Origin of the sequence: Vibrio sp. SCSIO 43153, assembly GCF_023716625.1 — a bacterium.
Classification (GTDB): Bacteria; Pseudomonadota; Gammaproteobacteria; order Enterobacterales; family Vibrionaceae; genus Vibrio; species Vibrio rotiferianus.
The window spans coordinates 1,617,327-1,635,378 of record NZ_CP071856.1 but is presented as its reverse complement, the minus strand read 5'-3'; the positions used below and the strand labels follow the sequence as shown (position 1 = coordinate 1,635,378).

Here is an 18,052-nt window from a genome sequence, read left to right as displayed (position 1 = left end):
TCTCTACATAAATCCCCTACCAAACTCACAAAACTCCCAATCTCTGAACTTTACTTATCATAATTAAAGGTAAGAAGACGTTAAACTTGTTAGTATTCGCGCGTCAAATTAGAGTAGTTAACCCATTTCTGGAGTCATTTTGAACTGGAAAAGACTTGTGCAGTTTTATAGTGTTCCGCCATCACAAGCGGCTTTAGCACTTGGCATGATAGGGCTTGGACAAGCTTGGGCTTTGTACATTCCAGAGATTGGAGAACCAATAAGGCCATTCCTTGCTGCACTCGGAGCAGTGCTTCTTACTCCGGTTCTGCTCAAATACGCCACTAGTCCTCGCCTGTTTATGGCGGACATCAAACACCCACTGAGCGGTAGCTTAATGGCGCCAATGAGCATGGCTTTACTCATGTTATGTGACTATCTTGCGGTGGTGACACCAATCATCGCATACCCGTTGTGGTTTATCGCAGTGTTACTGCACTTCACTATGATGGTGTTGTTCTTTGGGTTTCAGATCATGAACTTCAAGATGTCGAACATCGTGCCAAGTTGGTTTTTGTACCCAGTAGGCTTGATCAGCTCTTCTCTTGCAGGCTCTCAATTTGGACACAATGTGTTTTCAGAAACTTTGGCTATGATGTGTATCGGTATTTACTTCTTCATGTTGCCATTGGTGTTATATCGCTTGGTGTTCTTTGGCTCCCTACCGCGCCGTGCTCGCCCAACATTGGCGATCATGGCAGCTCCTGTGAACCTTTCTCTGGCAGCCTACCTAGTCAACTTCGCTCAACCCGACCCGATTCTGACAGGCGCATTGGCAGGCATCGCAATCACCATGACGTTGCTGATTTACCTGTGTTACTTCCGGTTAATGCGTTTGAAGTTCCAGCCGTCTATTGCGGCCGTGACCTTCCCTTCCGTAATTAGTGCTATTGCTATGCATCGTCTCACCACTTTTTTTGCCGAATCTCATCCCCATTGGCATTGGTTGCACGATTTTGGATTTCTTGAATTAAGCATTGCCACTGTGCTCGTAGTCTGGGTGTCTGCTGGTTATGTCAAAATGTACTGGCCAGAACTGGTAAAAACGCCTTCAAAACAAACATAAAAAAACGACCTCACTGCGAGGTCGTTTTCTTTTGTCTTAAGCGAGCAACGTTACCCGATGAACTTTGCCATAAAGTTGCTGATGTTGGTCACGCTTGACGCTGCCATTACCACCACAATCGCAATCCCTGTCAGCGTTAGATAGGCCGGGTGTTTGTAGTCGCCAACGATGTCCTTTCTGCGTGTCGCCACCAGCATCATACCTAAAACGATTGGCAGAATGATACTGTTAACTAGGCCAGCCAGCATAAGCAGTAGAATCGGCATGTTCATGGTCACTGTGCCAAGAGACGTGATGATAATGAAGCCAACACACCACGCTTTCTCGTTGCGAGCCACGATAGGGAAGAGTGTTTTGATAAGGGAAATCGCCATGTACGAGTTACCCACAACCGAGGTAATCGAAGCAACAAACAATACCAAACCAAAGATAAAGTAACCTACTTCACCAGCTCCTTGACGGAACGCGTCTGCGGCTGGGTTTGTAGAATCCAAGGTGGCGCCTGTTGCAATCACACCGAACACTGCCATAAACAACAGAATACGAATCACCACGGCAATGGAAATACCTGCCCATGCTGCTGTTTTAATAGCGGGTACGTTATCTTTACCTTGCAAGCCGATATCAACCAAGCGTTGTGCACCCGTGTAGTAGCCACCAACTGCGCCACCCACAATGGTTAACGTTGGCAGCAGTAAGCTACCAATATCTGTCGGCATCACCGCTGCGCTCAAGGTCTCCCCCATTGGCGGTAAACTGGTCATCGCGACATACGCAATTAAGATGATCATAAACAAGCCGAGGTAGCGTGCCATTTGGTCCATTCGCTTAGAAGCGTTGTGCACCACAAACAGCAAACAACCGACCACGCCTGTGAAGAGAGCTCCCCAAGTCGTATCCACACCCGTTAGCACATTAATACCGAGCGCAGAACCACTGACGTTACCGAAGTTAAATGCAACCGCACCAAGTGCCAGCAGAATGCCCACCACATAGCCCATCCCCGGAGCGACTTTGTTGGCAATGTCTTGAATGCGCATACCAGACACACCCACGATGCGCCACAAGTTCATCACGATACCAAACGTGATAAACATGGATGCAAATACAGGGAATGCCATATCGATTTTGTAGATGTTGGTGAAGACCGCTGTCTGAGTTAAAAAGCCAGGACCAACAGAGGTTGTCGCCATTAGGAACGCTACGCTAAGAATTGCTTTCTTTTGCCAGCTATTTTCCGAGGATTGGATAGAGGTCGGAATAGAAGATTGAATGGTAGTTTGTGTGGTCATGCCAAATCTCAATATTGTTGCCTTTCTATTATTAGAAAAAAGAAAGACAACTGACCGAGATCAGCTGAACTTGAAGATTCAGACAAGCAAATCAAATAAGAGAGAAAGCCCTCGCAACCGTTTGCTGGGCGCGGATATTAAGGGTAACTCAGATAACTGTCAATACGAAGTTCGATAAATGATTTTTGTCGTCTCCAGTCCGTCTTATCTATGACTTTCAGATAGATACAAAAAAGGATGGCGTTTGCCATCCTCTTAGAAACTTGCTTAGTTACTTAACGTAAACCGTGGAGAAACTCAGCACGTGTCGCTGGGTTGCTTTTGAAAATACCGCCCAATGCTGTTGTTGTCGTTTCGCTAGTTGCATCCATCACACCGCGAGATTTCACACAGTAGTGGGTTGCGTCGATCGTCACTGCCACATCATCGGACTCAAGTAACGTTTGAAGTGCTACAAGAATTTGCTGAGTCATACGCTCTTGCACTTGTGGACGCTGTGCGAAGAAGCGAACAATACGGTTGATCTTCGATAAACCAATGATTTTACCACGCGGGATGTACGCTACGGCAGCTTTGCCATCGATCGTCACAAGGTGGTGCTCACAGGTACTGGTCACCGTGATGTCTTTCACACGAACCATCTCACTTACGTTCATCTTGTTTTCGATCACAGTAATTTTAGGGAAGTTGGAGTAATCCAGACCAGAGAAGATTTCGTCCACGTACATCTTAGCGATACGATGCGGCGTTTCCTCTAAACTATCGTCAGTAAGGTCAAGTTGAAGTAGACCTAAGATCTCACGCATATGGTGCTCGATCTTCTCTTTCTTCTCTTCACGACTTACGTTGTTTGGACGCATTGGCGTTTCCAAACCGCGTTGCTCTAGCGCTTCTTTTACTAACTTCGCTGACTCGCTAAGACCTGACATTCCACTTCCTCTTTTGTTACTTCCGCTTTGATACGAACCCAATCAAAATTGCATTCATACTTTTCGCTTTGCGCTGCTCAGTTCGTGTCTTCACACCAAGGCACATCAAATGTAGGTACTGAGCTGATTTTCTTGAGCTCCGCAGGTTTTTTACCCCTTTCGGATGGCTGACAAGGATACTCGGATTTTTGAATAATTACACCCATATTTTATAGGTGGACATTCTTACTCAGTCCCCTTTTTATGGTAAAGTTGCCACAAAACAAAAGAACACAGGATTTTCTCAATGGGCTGCTGCGACGCACCTGGCTTGATGCCAATTGAAGAAGCGATGGACAAAATGCTATCGCGAATCAAACCTATCCAAACTACGCTTTCTCTTCCACTTGCTGAAGCACTCGGTTTTGTACTGGCGGAAGACATCTTGTCTCCTATTCACGTACCGCCATTCGATAACTCAGCAATGGATGGTTACGCAATTCGCATTCAAGATCTTGAGTCGTCTTCTGTATTGCCTCTAGCAGGTAAATCATTTGCAGGACAACCTTTTGAAGGTGAATGGCCACAAGGCACTTGTGTTCGTATCATGACTGGCGCCAAAATCCCTGAAGGTTGCGACGCCGTTATCATGCAAGAAAACACAGAAGTCACGGATGCTGGCATTCAGTTCAACCAAACTGATGTGAAACTGCAAAACAACATCCGCCCAACAGGTGACGACATCAAGCAGGGCGACATCGTGCTTGCACAAGGTGCGCGTTTAACACCTCGCGATATTCCGATGATTGCGTCTCTTGGTGTAAGCCATGTGACGGTAGTGCGTAAACCGAAAGTTGCTTTCTTCTCTACTGGTGATGAACTTAAACCACTAGGCGAACCATTAGACGAAGGTCAGATCTACGACAGCAACCGTTACGGTATTAAGCCGCTTATCGAGAACTTCGGTTGTGAGGCGATTGATCTTGGCATCATTCCAGATTGCCCAGAGACTCTGAAAGCAACTTTTGAACAAGCGCAAACGTTGGCTGATGTCGTTGTTACCTCTGGTGGTGTTAGCGTCGGCGAAGCGGATTACACCAAGGACATTCTTGAAGAGCTTGGTGAAATTGGCTTCTGGAAGCTAGCAATCAAGCCGGGTAAACCTTTCGCATTTGGCAAGCTAAGTACTGCTTGGTTCTGTGGTCTGCCGGGTAACCCTGTTTCTGCTGTACTTACCATGTACGTACTTGTTCAACCAATGCTGGCAAAACTTGCAGGCCATACAGAATTGAAAGCACCTGAGTCTATTCCTGCAACAACCAAAACCGCCTTTAAGAAAGCGCCAGGTCGTACCGATTACCAACGTGGTATCTACACATTGGAAGATGGCAAGTTTGTAGTTGAAACAACCGGTAACCAAAGCTCTGGCGCATTCCGCTCCATGAGCCTAGCGAACTGTTTTGTTGTGTTAGAGCGTGAGCGCGGCCGTGTTGAAGTAGGTGAAACGGTTCAGATCCAACTATTCAACTCAACCCTATACTAGGAAATCGTTGTGGATATTCTTTCCGATCAGGAAATGCTGCGTTACAACCGCCAGATCATTCTTCGTCAATTTGACTTTGAAGGGCAAGAGGCGCTCAAACAAGCGTCAGTATTGATGCTTGGTGCTGGCGGCTTAGGTTGTGCATCAAGCCAATATTTGGCCACTGCTGGTGTCGGTAAAATCACGCTGATTGATGATGATATCGTCGAGTTGTCTAACCTTCAGCGCCAAGTGCTGCATCACGATGCGGATATTGGTCGTAAGAAAGTAGACTCGGCGGCCGATGCACTGCGCGAGCTTAACCCGCACATCATTGTAGATACCATCGCAAAACGTCTTGATGATACAGCGTTAGAGAGCCTAATTAAGCAACACACTATTGTTGTCGATGCATCAGATAACGTCGATACGCGCAATCAACTTAACCGCCTATGTTTTGCGACCAAAACACCGCTGATTTCAGGTGCGGCCATTCGCATGGAGGGGCAAGTAAGCGTGTTTACTTACGATGACCCAGCGCAACCATGTTATCAGTGCCTGAGTGCCTTGTTTGGCAGCGGTGCACTAAGTTGCGTTGAAGCTGGAGTAATGGCGCCTGTTGTCGGTATTGTCGGTGCAGTCCAAGCGATGGAAGCGATTAAAGTGATTGCTAACTACGGGCAACCAAAGAAAGGTAAAATCCTGATTTTGGATGCGCTCAGCATGTCTTGGCGAGAAATGAATCTGATGAAAATGCCAACCTGTCCGGTTTGCGGTTAGTTCTATACCCAAGTCACCCCAAGATGCTTGGGTATACACTTCAAATCACTCCCAAAAAGCCCAACACCGAGTTGGGCTTTTTCTCATTTTGACAATCATAAATAAAACCCCTTCTCACTTCAAAAACAATTCGTTTAAAATCATAACTTTAAAACATGGCACATTCCTTTCATTGCATATATCACAAACCAATGAGAGGGCGAATTATGGAAAGGACATCACTACTACTTGGGTCTCTAATAGTGAGCGCTTATGCACAAGCGGCGCCATTTGACACATGCCCAAGCAAAGCATACCTATTTCAATCAACCCCCGTTCAAATCTATGGCGTCAATTTGGTTACAGGTTCAACGACTCTTTTAGAGGACGACACAGGTTTGGCTTCGGGCATCAACGGTGTTGGCTTTAACTTCACCGACCGTTATATCTACGGCTACGACACCACAAACAAAAAGATTGTTCGTCTTGGTCAAGACTTCCAAGCAGAGACGCTTGATGTTTCAGGCCTGCCAACAAGCCACACATTTTACGTAGGTGACGTTTACAACCACGTTTACTACTTGTACCGCAAAGGCAAAGGACTTTTTTCTATTGACCTTTCTCCGCTCGATTCTGATCCAAATGCGACATTGAGCATCGTGAAAATTAGCTCTACAGCGACTGTGAACCTAACCGACTTTGCATTCCATCCAGGCGACGGTTCCCTTTACGGCATCGACAATAACTCTGGAGTTCTATACCAGTTCAACCCATCGGATGGTAGTACGACTGCGATAGGTGACACCGGCGAGTTAGGCACATTTGGTGCTGGCTACTTCGACGTAAATGGTAACTATTACGTGTCACGCAACCAAGATGGCAAAATCTATCGCGTTGACCTTTCGGAAGGCAACGCAGCCAATATCGCAGCGGGTATCGTTCCTGCAGTTGAGTTTGTATCAAACGGACCAAGCTCAAGTCAGAATGATGGTGCACGATGTGCAAATGCCCCTGTTATTGATGAAGACGATCCTATCGATTTTGGTGACGCACCCGATAGTTACAGTACAACGCTTGCTTCGAATGGCCCCCGCCACGAAGTGGACGGCGTAACTTGGTTGGGCCCTTTAGGGCCAGACGGCGACGCTGATGGTCAAGTCGCACCTTCAGGCGATAACAAGGTCGGCATTGCAGATGAAGATGGTGTGGGTTTTGTCTTCGCTCTTGATCCAGGCGTCGGATCTGTAGTGACAGTGAACGCGTCAACTTCCGGTTATTTGAACGCTTGGTTCGATTGGAATCGTGATGGTGATTTTGATGATGAAAACGAACATGTATTCACTGACCAGCTTCTATCACCAGGCAACAATGTCTTGCCATTTACTGTATCCATGACCGCCACTGCTGGTAACAGTTGGAGCCGTTTCCGCTTTAGCCAACAAACTGGGCTCAACTACGATGGAGGTTCGACATCTGGCGAGGTAGAAGATCATCCCATTACGATTACCAATAACGGTTACTCTATTCAGCATTTTCCAAGTGCAAGTGGCTACGCGACTGTTGCTTATGAAGATAACTGGCCGTATACCGCAGACTACGATATGAATGATCTCGTTATGAAATTTAATATCAAGGAAACCAGTTTAAGCGGCGAAGTAAAAAACATTAAGATTGTTGGGGATTTGGCTGCGTATGGCGCAAGTTATAGCAACGGTTTTGCGTTTCGACTGCCAGGAATATCTAGAAGTGATATTAACTCATCCATCTCAACGCTCTCTTACAATGACGTTATTCAAGACAGTAACGGTTTAGAAAATGACGCCAGTGAAGCAATTTTTATTATTCACGAAAACTTAAGTGACTATGCTTCATCCAGTTGTAAGTTCTTCCGAACACAAGAAGGATGCAACGATAATACAACATTCTCGTTCACTTTAGATATCTACCTAAATGATGATGTGGATACCAGTAGCCTGCAGGCTATGCCGTATGACCCTTTCATATTCGCAACACCAAACACATATCACGGAGATGGGATTACTTTTCAGCCCGGGCGTAAGTGGGAAGTACACCTCGCCGATCAAAGCCCTACAGAAAAGTTTGATGGAAACAACTTGTTCGGCATTGGCGTAGATGCTAGCAACCCTTCTACAGGTACCTACTTTAAAACAGCCAACAACCTCCCCTGGGCACTACTCATTGTAGAAAGCTGGCAATGGCCTCTAGAAACCGTCGATCTTGTTGAAGCCTACCCCTCATTTGCAGGTTATGCAGAATCAGGAGGAACCCAATCAACAAGTTGGCATCAACTCCCTCAAGCAAGCAAATGTTATACGCCATAGGAGGCCGTAATATGAAACGTTATTTTGCTCTAAATACTATCCTATTACTGGCCGCATGTGGCGGCGGTGACAGTGGTGGTAGCTCAACACCACCGACTACGCCAACTCCTGTGAAGGCACCTACAATGCACGAACTTGAAGTGCCTGATGGATTTGACTATAACCCAGTGGTTAAGGGGACGTTAAGGGTAGACATTAGCAACTATTCGACTAAAAGAGCTCATTTAACTATCTACACAAACTTTAAGAGTGATGGTTCAGACCGCTATATAGCAGACTACAACAGTGTTATTGCATCTGCTTCACTCAACCAAGGAGCCACCAAACTTAGGTATTCAACATCAGATAGCCAAGGACAGTTATTAGTAGAAATTTGGTTGCTCGACCAAACTCAACCACTACAGAAAGTCATTACTAAAGAAGAAACAAACTGGGCACTTTAAATTGTTCAAATATTGAACTGGAGCGCATTATCTCTTTGATAGTGTGCTTTTTTTATTGTAAAACAAATAGGTGTTAAAAAAGCAAGGACGTAAATGGATAACGCAAAGATATACATTTATTCGTTTCTGGGATTAACCGTTGTATTGCTAGTGTTTTTACTGCTTAGCAAGTCAGAAAGTGAGCAAAGTATAGTAACGATGACGGTAGAAAGTAATACTTTGACGCAATCTCTCGACGGTCACAGGCGATACTTAGTTGTGCGATCCGAACAATATGGTCAGCAAAGAGTATCTGTACCACCATCCTCAGACTGCCCTGTAGGTGCCAATGCCTCATTCGAAGTAACGTCTACACTAATTTCTGCTACGCATTTCAAGTTTCTAAGCTGCCGATACGAATAGTTACGAATACATTCATATAATCTCACTGCCCCGTAAAAAAGATAGGTTCACAAAATGAGTAATCTGATTTCAGCAATACAACTTAAAGAGTTAATGGAAACCAGATCGGTAAAACTCCTAGATGCGAGCATCACATTCCAGATACCTTCAGAAGCACCAAAAATAACCGACCAATGGATAGCTGGCTCAATACGATTTGATTATGACCATGAGTTTTGTGCACTCGATTCAGACCTACCTCATATGATGCCCAGCGTAACGGTATTTCAAAAAAAAGCTCGAGCGCTAGGGCTAAATAACAGCGATTGTATCGTTGTTTATGACAACTCAGGAACACTCGCGTCACCTCGAGCATGGTGGATGTTATCCGCGATGGGGGCAACAAATGTATTAGTGTTGAACGGAGGTTTACCCGCTTGGATTGAAGCAGGGTTTGAAACCGTTGAAAAACTTAATGAACCGCAAGGTGGTGGAAGTTTTTTGGCCAAAAACAACGCATCTGCATTTATCTCCGCTGCAGAGGTACTCAAATTTTCAACAGATCAATCTGCCAATATTCTAGACGCGCGATCTAAAGCTCGTTTTTATGGGGAAGTGCCTGAACCAAGAGAAGGTTTACGTAGTGGTCACATACCATATTCAATAAATTTGCCGTTTGGTCGCCTACTCAATAATGGGGCTTTTAAACCGCTTGAAGATCTTAGAGATGCATATGCGGATTTAGATTTAGATGCTGATAAGCCACTGGTGTTCAGTTGTGGGTCTGGCGTAACTGCATGCATTCTATTGCTTGCTGCTCACGAAATAGGGTTTCGTAGCCTCTCCATATACGATGGGTCATGGACAGAATGGGGCGCAGACACCTCACTGCCAATTAAATGCGAATAAGATAACTAAGAAGTAATGTATGGCTGGAATTAAGAAAAATATTTGGACTCTTTACCTAATACTGCTAGCAGCCAGTATCGGATTATTCCTTCTATTTGGCCATTATCATTACGAATCAAATCTAAACAAGTACAAAGACAAGCAACTGCTCCAGCTTGAACTTTTTTCCAACTCTGTTGAATCGCTTTTAAAAGGGCAGGAATCATTACTTGAAGTTGTTGGGTACCAGCTTGTTAGCCAAAATGATTTTACTCGCACAGCGGCACTGCAAATTCGCCCAATTTTAGACAACCTATTGAATATTCACCCTGTAATTGCAGGGTTCGGTCTGGCAAACCCTAATGGTGACTTTCTTGCGGTTAGTTCAAACTTAAACTTATCCAAACTACATAACCTTAAGCAAGATCCTGTAACAAGAGATACATTCATTGAAGCTTTAGGCTCCGATAGAATGATCCTTGGCAGAACCTACTTTATGCCAGCGCTGGACTCTTTGGTTATTCCAATAAGAAAAGCCATTCGAGATAGCAGAGGTAATACACTTGCCGTCATGACGGCAGGATTGAAAATGAACTCCACACTGGTTTTTCGAAGTGATGTTCATGCCCATCAACATAATCAAGTGAGCCTAATACGTGAGGACGGCTACCTCATGTTTACTTCTTCAGCAGGAGCTTCTTACAGAAACTATCAACAACCAGTAACGACCTCGAACCAAAAAATTCTAAAATCTTTATTCGAAAAGGAGCTAGGCTTAACCCCGGAGCAAGTTAGAACATCAAATAAGACATACAATATCGTTAGCTCCGATCCAAAAGTAGACAAGCTAATCACACTAAAATATCTACCCGACTACTCTTTATGGGCAATTTCGTCCACTAGCCTGAGTTATATTCAAAGCACATTTCTAGAACAATTTTCGCTATATTTCTTGGTTTTCATCTTTATTCAAGCGAGTTTCTATGCACTGGTTAAGTCCATTGCGAGCAATGAATTGGCGACTAGACAACAACTCTATTTTCAGGCGACTCACGACACATTAACAGCCCTGCCTAATAGAGAATACTTAAGGGATAATATTCACAAATGGACAGACGGCAAAGCCGAGCCATTTGCTCTCTTGTTTGTTGATATGGATAACTTCAAATCAGTCAACGATACGCATGGCCATGAGTTTGGCGATCTTGTTTTGAAGCAAATAGCCAGACGACTCAAACATTTTGACTCTCACAGACACCTGATCGTTCGAGAGGCCAGTGATGAGTTCATTATTTTGACCAAAGCGATAGATGAAGAGCAATTGCAGCAATTTGCTCGCGAACTAATTATGGCTTTATCGCAACCTTATGCTATTACAGACAACCAATTCTTGTTGAGTTGCAGCATCGGGGTTTCTCACTATCCTGAGCACGGAAAAGATTTAGACGCTTTGTTGCTTTCTTCCGATATTGCCATGTACAAAGCGAAGCAAGAAAGAAACGCATACTGCCTTTTTAATGAAGAGATGCAGGCTCAACACCTAAGAAAAATGAGAATTGAGCAACGCCTACGTATTGCGGTTGAGCATCGAGATATCTTTATGGTTTACCAACCGCAACTGTGTAAACAAGGTAAAGTGTATGGAGCAGAAGCGTTGGTGCGCTGGATTGACCATGAATTAGGCTTTGTACCACCAAATGAGTTTATCCCAGTTGCCGAAAGCTCTGGGTTAATGGTTAGATTAGGCAGACTGATTCTAGAAAAAAGCATCGAAGATATCGCCAGCTTATACGCAAATGTAGAGCAGCCAATCCGCATATCGGTAAATATATCGGTCAAACAATTTCTACAAAGAGACTTTATTGAACACCTAGTATCAACACTTAATGCTCACAATGTATCTAGTCACGTTATAACGCTTGAGATTACAGAAAACTTATTTATTGAAGATCTAGATAAGTTTTCACCAATCTGTCAGCAATTACACCTGATGGGTTTCCAAATATCGCTTGACGACTTTGGTACAGGTTACTCCTCTTTGAGTATGCTTAAAGCCTTGCCAATTGATGAGCTGAAAATTGACAAAAGCTTCATCGACAACATTGAAACTGATGAGAAAGCCCTCAACATGGCAAAAAACATCATCGATATTGGCAAAAACTTTGGTATGACTGTACTCGCCGAAGGCGTCGAAACCTTAAAACAGCAAGAAAAACTAACCCAATGTGGGTGCGATTTGTATCAAGGGTATCTTTTTTCAAAACCAATACCAATTGATGAGTTAGAGAGCTATGTAATGCAAAACCAAAAAACAAAAGAAGCCGCCATATAGGCAGCTTCTGCTCGGCTTGAAGCACTGTTCTAGTTTTGCATTTCCTGATACATGACTTCAACAAGCTCGCCTTTCGGGTCACCTGATAACTCCCACGTAAAGATACCGCCAAGATTAGTTTGCTTCGCCCAATCTGCTTTGGCTTTGATAGAACGTTTATCTTCAAATGAGATGAACACTTTCTTGTCTGGGTTCCATAAGTAAGGGGCTTGAGACTGTTCATCGTACTTATATTGGTAACCTTGTTTTTCGCTGTAGTTCTTCATAAGGTCCCAGAACATGAAGTAGCCATTCTCACCAGTACCGAACTGCGCGCCTTGTTCAGAAACTAGGTCTTGCGTTGGTAGGTCACCAGAGAAGTCTTTAGTTCCTTGCCAACCACGACCATAAAACGCAGCACCAATGACTAACTTTTCACTCGGAATACCCAGCTCAATCATTTGATTAATGAACACGTCAGCGCCCATGCCCCACCAACTGCGGTCCGTGGCATGCAAGTTTGTTGTGTGCCCTGTTTGTTGTCCCCAGCCGCCAAGGAAGTCATACGTCATAGCAAACATATTGGTTAAGTAAGGCTGGGCAGCTTTCCAGTCAATGCCCGCGGCTTTTGGACCGACACCCACCGCTGTTGAAAGCTCATACTCTCGCTTGGTCTGTTTCGCTAGAGCATCTAGATCACCACGCATGGTTTTAACGAGGTAAGTGAAAGCGTCGCGCTCTAAAGCTTTCTGCTCATCCGTAAGCTTGGTATCTGGATTCCAAGGCGAAGTCGTTAAGCCGCCGCCACCTGGGTATTCCCAATCCAAATCTATACCATCAAAGAAATCGTACTTTGCAATCAACTCGACAGCCGTTTTAGAGAACTGATCCATGGCTTGCTGGTTTTTAGCCATCGCGTGGAAAGGCTCTGACATGGTCCAGCCACCAAAAGAAGGGAGAATTTTTAGGTCAGGGTGTTGCTTCTTAAGCTCGGCGAGTTGAGCGAAGTGGCCTTTATATGGCACATCAACAGAAACAGGACCAAAGTCTTTTTCGAGTGCCGCCTCGGTATCAACCAGAATCGCGCTATACGGTTCTTTACCTTCACACTGTTTTGCGACCAGTTTTTGTATGGTTTCTGACGCGCCAGTATGAGGACCACACATGCTCAAAAACGCGTAGATAATATGAGTCAGGTTATTAGCTGGAATGTCTTTTACCGTATATGGGTTATCTGCGTTAGCGTACTGCCAGTCAGCAAAATAGCCTGCCACGACTTTTTGCTCGGCTTGCGCCATGCCTGTTAACCCCGTAAATAGTGCAGCTGCGAGAAGTGCCTTTTTCATAATTTCCTCCAGATTAATTAACTACAAACTACTCCTGAGGATTATTTTTAACTTGGAAACGAAATCAGGCTGCGAGTCATTTATAAATCCTCGCAGCCTGATTACATAGTTTGCATATTATTTGTGCTAAACCTCTGATGTGCTGTTGCCATGCATCTGCTCATCCAAGTTAAGAACCGTCAGTGCATTACTAACGCTGGTTGCAATAACATCTATCGCCCCAGTTCTTAAAGCACCTAATAGTGCGAGTGGCTTACTGTTTTCCGCCGCAATCGCAATCACTTCTGCAATCGGTCTAAACTCTTCGATACCTAAACCGATTACTCGGTCACTCATCACGGTGTTTGCGACGTTGCCATGGATATCAAAGAAGTCGTAGCCAGCAAAATCCCCGACGACACCTTGCATTAAACGAGATTGCACCACTTCATCTGGAGTGAACCATCCAAGGTCGACCATATAGCTGTTTTCACTCATATCGCCTATACCGACAAGGGCTACATCTGCTTTACGTGCAAGATCGAGCGTTTGTTTAACCGTAGCATTTTGCATGAAGGCAATTTTCTGCTCTCGGTTTTCAGCGTAAGCTGGTGCATAAAGGGTTTCGGAGGTTCCGCCATATTTCTTAGCAAACTGTCGGCAAATGTGGTCGGCGTTAAACATACCGCCACGTGGGTGGATCCCGCCGATACCACACACAAACTTACAATCACGCGGCGTAATAACACCAATGTGGTGAGCCACGGAAGATACGTTACGCCCTTGCCCAACCGTTACTACCATGCCGTTCTTGAGCGTGCTAGTGAGATAGTTAGAGACCAAACCTGACACTTGAAGGCGCTGCGCTTCTTCATTGGGCTGATCCAATGCCACCAGCGCACGTTTCACACCAAAGCGGTCAATCAAGCGTTGCTCGATCTTGGCGCTGAACACTGGATGGTACTTTACTGTGATTTCAACAATCCCTTCATCACGTGCCTGCTTGAGCATTCGCCCTACTTTGGCACGAGAAATGGAAAATTTTCTGGATATCTCTTCCTGTGTTGCACCATCTTGATAATAAGCAACGGAAATTTCCGTTAGTAAGTCTGTGCTTTCAATAGAAATATCTTGGTTAGAACTGCTCATGGTTTTTCTCGCCCTTTTAGAGGATCGACATTATATGCATTGGTGAGCATCCGCTCATTGACTTAGCATATGTTACCCTCCAATTTTACTGCGACATTTGCTCACTGCAATGACATTTTCTCACTGCGTGATTTTATTAATATCAGCACTGCTCAAGCCTTGAACAATAAGGGCAAACGTTTATTTCGGCCATGCTCTGAACACACAGCAAAAAAACGTTGATGAACTTCACTTAAAGTCGGTTTCGGCGATTGACTTTCAGCATGGATAGGATAAATATGGATTCATCATTTACTCAGCTACCGATCAAATGTTCATAGCAAATGTTCGGTACCGAAATTTTCCGTAGTTGGCTGAGCAGATGTCTCGTTAAATATGATGAGACGATTAGCCGACACGCTTGCAAATGCACAAGCTGTGGTATTGAAAACCACACTTAAGCCCATTTATATAGGATGATCGATTATGAGCAACAAGTTAGAGCAACTTCGTAAACTAACAACTGTAGTAGCGGACACTGGTGAAATTGACGCAATCAAAAAGTACCAACCTGAAGATGCAACAACGAACCCATCTCTTATCCTAAAAGCGGCTCAAATCGAAGAGTACGCACCTCTAATCGACGCTTCTATCGAATACGCAAAAGCACAAAGCAACGACAAAGCACAACAAGTACAAGACACTTGTGACATGCTTGCAGTAAACATCGGTAAAGAGATCCTAAAAACTATCCCTGGCCGTATCTCTACAGAAGTAGATGCTCGTCTTTCTTACGACACAGAAGGCAGCGTTGCTAAAGCTCGCCAGCTTGTAAAAATGTACAACGACGCAGGCATCACTAACGACCGCATCCTAATCAAACTGGCTTCTACTTGGGAAGGTATCCGCGCTGCAGAGATCCTAGAGAAAGAAGGCATCAACTGTAACCTAACGCTTCTATTCTCTTTCGCGCAAGCTCGTGCATGTGCTGAAGCAGGCGTATTCCTAATCTCGCCATTCGTTGGCCGCATCATGGACTGGTACAAAGCGAAAGAAGGTCGTGACTTTGAAGCTTCAGAAGATCCAGGTGTAATCTCAGTAACAGACATCTACAACTACTACAAAGACTACGGTTACAACACTGTTGTTATGGGCGCAAGCTTCCGTAACATCGGCGAGATCCTAGAACTTGCTGGCTGTGACCGTCTAACTATCGCTCCTGCTCTTCTTGCTGAGCTAGAAGCTGCTGAAGGCGAAGTTGTAGAGAAACTGGTTGATTCTAAAGGTTCTAAAGAGCGTCCAGCTCCAATGTCTCACGCTGAGTTCCTATGGGAGCACAACCTAGACGCAATGGCTGTTGAGAAAGTAGCTGAAGGTATCCGTAACTTCGCGGTAGACCAAGGCAAACTAGAAGACATGATCGCAGCTAAGCTTTAATTGCTTACCAAAAGCGAGTAGCCAGCCTACTCGCTTTTAGCATCAGCGCTTTATTCAGAAAATTCTATTTGAACTTGTTCCGACGAGTTCCCTCTATTTAAATCAAATATCGAGAAGTAACTACTATGGATCGTAAATATCTAGCTAATGCAATCCGTGCACTAAGCATGGACGGTGTTCAACAAGCTAACTCTGGTCACCCAGGTGCACCTATGGGTATGGCTGACATCGCTGAAGTTCTTTGGCGCTCTCACCTAAACCACAACCCATCAAACCCAGAGTGGGCTGATCGCGACCGTTTCGTACTGTCTAACGGCCACGGCTCTATGCTCATCTACTCTCTACTGCACCTTGCAGGCTACGAGCTATCTATCGACGATCTGAAGAACTTCCGTCAGCTTCACTCTAAGACTCCTGGTCACCCAGAGTACGGTTACGCACCTGGTATCGAGACAACAACAGGCCCTCTAGGTCAAGGCATCACTAATGCTGTTGGTATGGCAATGGCTGAGAAAGCACTAGCGGCTCAGTTCAACAAAGAAGGCCACGACATCGTTGACCACTTCACTTACGTGTTCATGGGTGACGGCTGTCTGATGGAAGGTATCTCGCACGAGGCATGTTCTCTTGCTGGTACACTAGGCCTTGGTAAACTGATCGCATTCTGGGATGACAACGGCATCTCTATCGACGGTCACGTTGAAGGTTGGTTCTCTGACGATACACCTAAGCGTTTTGAATCGTACGGCTGGCACGTAATCCCTGCTGTAGATGGTCACGATGCAGAAGCAATCAACGCAGCAATCGAAGCGGCAAAAGCAGATCCACGCCCTACGCTTATCTGTACTAAAACTATCATCGGTTTTGGTTCTCCAAACAAATCTGGTTCACACGACTGTCACGGTGCGCCACTAGGTGCTGAAGAAATTGCAGCAACACGTAAAGAACTAGGTTGGGAGCACGGTCCTTTTGAAATTCCGCAGGAAGTCTACGCAGAATGGTCAGCGAAAGAAGCAGGCGCAGCTAAGGAAGCTGCGTGGGACGAGAAATTTGCAGCTTATGAAGCAGCGCACCCTGAGCTGGCAGCTGAATTCAAACGCCGCGTAAACGGTGACCTACCTGCACAGTGGGAAGAGAAAGCAAACCAAATCATTGCTGACCTTCAAGCAAACCCAGCGAACATCGCATCACGTAAAGCATCTCAAAACGCACTAGAAGCGTTTGGTCAAATGCTTCCAGAATTCATGGGCGGCTCTGCTGACCTAGCGCCTTCTAACCTTACTATGTGGTCTGGTTCTAAATCTCTAGAAGCGAACGACTTCTCTGGTAACTACATCCACTACGGTGTACGTGAATTCGGTATGACTGCAATCATGAACGGTATCGCACTACACGGTGGTTTCGTTCCTTACGGCGCGACATTCCTAATGTTCATGGAATACGCACGTAATGCAATGCGTATGGCTGCTCTGATGAAAGTTCAGAACATCCAAGTTTACACGCACGACTCTATCGGTCTTGGCGAAGATGGTCCAACTCACCAACCAGTTGAGCAAATCGCGTCTCTACGCCTGACTCCAAACATGAGCACATGGCGTCCATGTGACCAAGTTGAGTCTGCGGTAGCTTGGAAACTAGCAATTGAACGTAAAGATGGTCCATCAGCACTTATCTTCTCTCGTCAAAACCTAGCACAACAAGAGCGTACTGCTGAACAAGTTGCAGACATCGCAAAAGGTGGTTACATCCTGAAAGACAGCGATGGTAAGCCTGAGCTAATCCTAATCGCGACTGGTTCAGAAGTTGAGCTAGCTGTGAAAGCGGCAGAACAACTAACCGCTGAAGGTAAGAAAGTACGCGTGGTTTCAATGCCAGCTACTGATACTTTCGACAAGCAAGACGCGGCTTACCGTGAATCTGTGCTGCCTTCAGACGTGACTGCACGTGTTGCTGTAGAAGCAGGTATTGCAGACTTCTGGTACAAGTACGTTGGCTTCGAAGGTCGCATCGTCGGTATGACAACATTCGGTGAATCTGCGCCAGCAGACCAATTGTTCGAAATGTTTGGTTTCACTGTAGAAAATGTAGTGAATACAGCAAAAGAAGTTCTAGCTTAACCGCTTAGTATTATCAGTTTTCTCTATTGCGAAATTGAAAACTGCAAAGCCCCGCTTAGGCGGGGCTTTATTTTATCTATCCATTTTCAACAAT

13 protein-coding genes are annotated in these 18,052 nt (G+C 45.1%); 9 read left to right on the top strand and 4 right to left on the bottom strand.

What is annotated here, in order from left to right; genetic code table 11:
• The first annotated feature begins 139 nt into the window (after nucleotides 1-139).
• A complete protein-coding gene (locus tag J4N37_RS23615) occupies nucleotides 140-1,105 on the top strand; it encodes a TDT family transporter (protein ID WP_503048368.1) in 966 nt (321 codons plus the stop codon).
• Between the two features lie 50 nt (nucleotides 1,106-1,155).
• On the opposite strand, the gene J4N37_RS23610 is transcribed toward J4N37_RS23615, so the two are convergent.
• Both J4N37_RS23610 and folE read right to left on the bottom strand, forming a co-directional pair.
• Entirely contained in the window at nucleotides 1,156-2,397 is a 1,242-nt protein-coding gene (locus J4N37_RS23610; protein WP_252042558.1) for an NRAMP family divalent metal transporter, read from the bottom strand.
• Between the two features lie 275 nt (nucleotides 2,398-2,672).
• Nucleotides 2,673-3,326: a GTP cyclohydrolase I FolE gene (folE, locus tag J4N37_RS23605; protein ID WP_005373478.1), complete on the bottom strand. Its 654-nt coding sequence runs from the start codon at nucleotides 3,324-3,326 to the stop codon at nucleotides 2,673-2,675.
• A gap of 286 nt (nucleotides 3,327-3,612) precedes the next feature.
• On the opposite strand from folE, the gene moeA reads away from it, so the two are divergent.
• The 6 genes from moeA (at nucleotide 3,613) to J4N37_RS23575 (ending at nucleotide 11,972) form a co-directional block, all read left to right on the top strand.
• Nucleotides 3,613-4,848 (top strand): molybdopterin molybdotransferase MoeA, encoded by a 1,236-nt coding sequence (gene moeA / locus J4N37_RS23600; RefSeq protein WP_252042556.1) that lies wholly within the window; start codon nucleotides 3,613-3,615, stop codon nucleotides 4,846-4,848.
• Nucleotides 4,849-4,857: 9 nt separating this feature from the next.
• Nucleotides 4,858-5,607 (top strand): molybdopterin-synthase adenylyltransferase MoeB, encoded by a 750-nt coding sequence (moeB, locus tag J4N37_RS23595; protein WP_252042555.1) that lies wholly within the window; start codon nucleotides 4,858-4,860, stop codon nucleotides 5,605-5,607.
• 206 nt (nucleotides 5,608-5,813) lie between these two features.
• Nucleotides 5,814-7,928 carry an LruC domain-containing protein gene (locus J4N37_RS23590; protein ID WP_045394493.1) on the top strand — a complete coding sequence of 705 codons (2,115 nt, stop codon included), beginning with the start codon at nucleotides 5,814-5,816 and terminating at the stop codon, nucleotides 7,926-7,928.
• Between the two features lie 11 nt (nucleotides 7,929-7,939).
• On the top strand, nucleotides 7,940-8,371 hold the full coding sequence (locus tag J4N37_RS23585) for a hypothetical protein (protein ID WP_252042554.1): 432 nt from the start codon (nucleotides 7,940-7,942) through the stop codon (nucleotides 8,369-8,371).
• A 456-nt stretch (nucleotides 8,372-8,827) separates the two neighbouring features.
• Nucleotides 8,828-9,661 (top strand): sulfurtransferase, encoded by an 834-nt coding sequence (locus tag J4N37_RS23580; protein ID WP_252042553.1) that lies wholly within the window; start codon nucleotides 8,828-8,830, stop codon nucleotides 9,659-9,661.
• 19 nt (nucleotides 9,662-9,680) lie between these two features.
• The gene (locus tag J4N37_RS23575; RefSeq protein WP_252042552.1) at nucleotides 9,681-11,972 is read left to right on the top strand and encodes a bifunctional diguanylate cyclase/phosphodiesterase; all 2,292 of its coding nucleotides are present in this window, start codon (nucleotides 9,681-9,683) and stop codon (nucleotides 11,970-11,972) included.
• Nucleotides 11,973-12,001: 29 nt separating this feature from the next.
• Here the strand turns inward: J4N37_RS23575 and J4N37_RS23570 are convergent, their stop codons facing one another.
• On the bottom strand, nucleotides 12,002-13,297 hold the full coding sequence (locus J4N37_RS23570) for a glycoside hydrolase family 18 protein (protein ID WP_252042550.1): 1,296 nt from the start codon (nucleotides 13,295-13,297) through the stop codon (nucleotides 12,002-12,004).
• 126 nt (nucleotides 13,298-13,423) lie between these two features.
• Nucleotides 13,424-14,425, bottom strand: a complete 1,002-nt coding sequence (locus J4N37_RS23565; RefSeq protein WP_005435602.1) for a sugar-binding transcriptional regulator — start codon at nucleotides 14,423-14,425, stop codon at nucleotides 13,424-13,426.
• A 465-nt stretch (nucleotides 14,426-14,890) separates the two neighbouring features.
• Here J4N37_RS23565 and tal point away from each other — a divergent pair, with 465 nt between their 5' ends.
• Nucleotides 14,891-15,841 (top strand): transaldolase, encoded by a 951-nt coding sequence (tal, locus tag J4N37_RS23560; protein WP_005425862.1) that lies wholly within the window; start codon nucleotides 14,891-14,893, stop codon nucleotides 15,839-15,841.
• Between the two features lie 125 nt (nucleotides 15,842-15,966).
• Complete coding sequence (gene tkt, locus J4N37_RS23555) at nucleotides 15,967-17,958, top strand: transketolase (protein ID WP_252042549.1); 1,992 nt, start codon at nucleotides 15,967-15,969, stop codon at nucleotides 17,956-17,958.
• Nucleotides 17,959-18,052 lie beyond the last annotated feature (94 nt).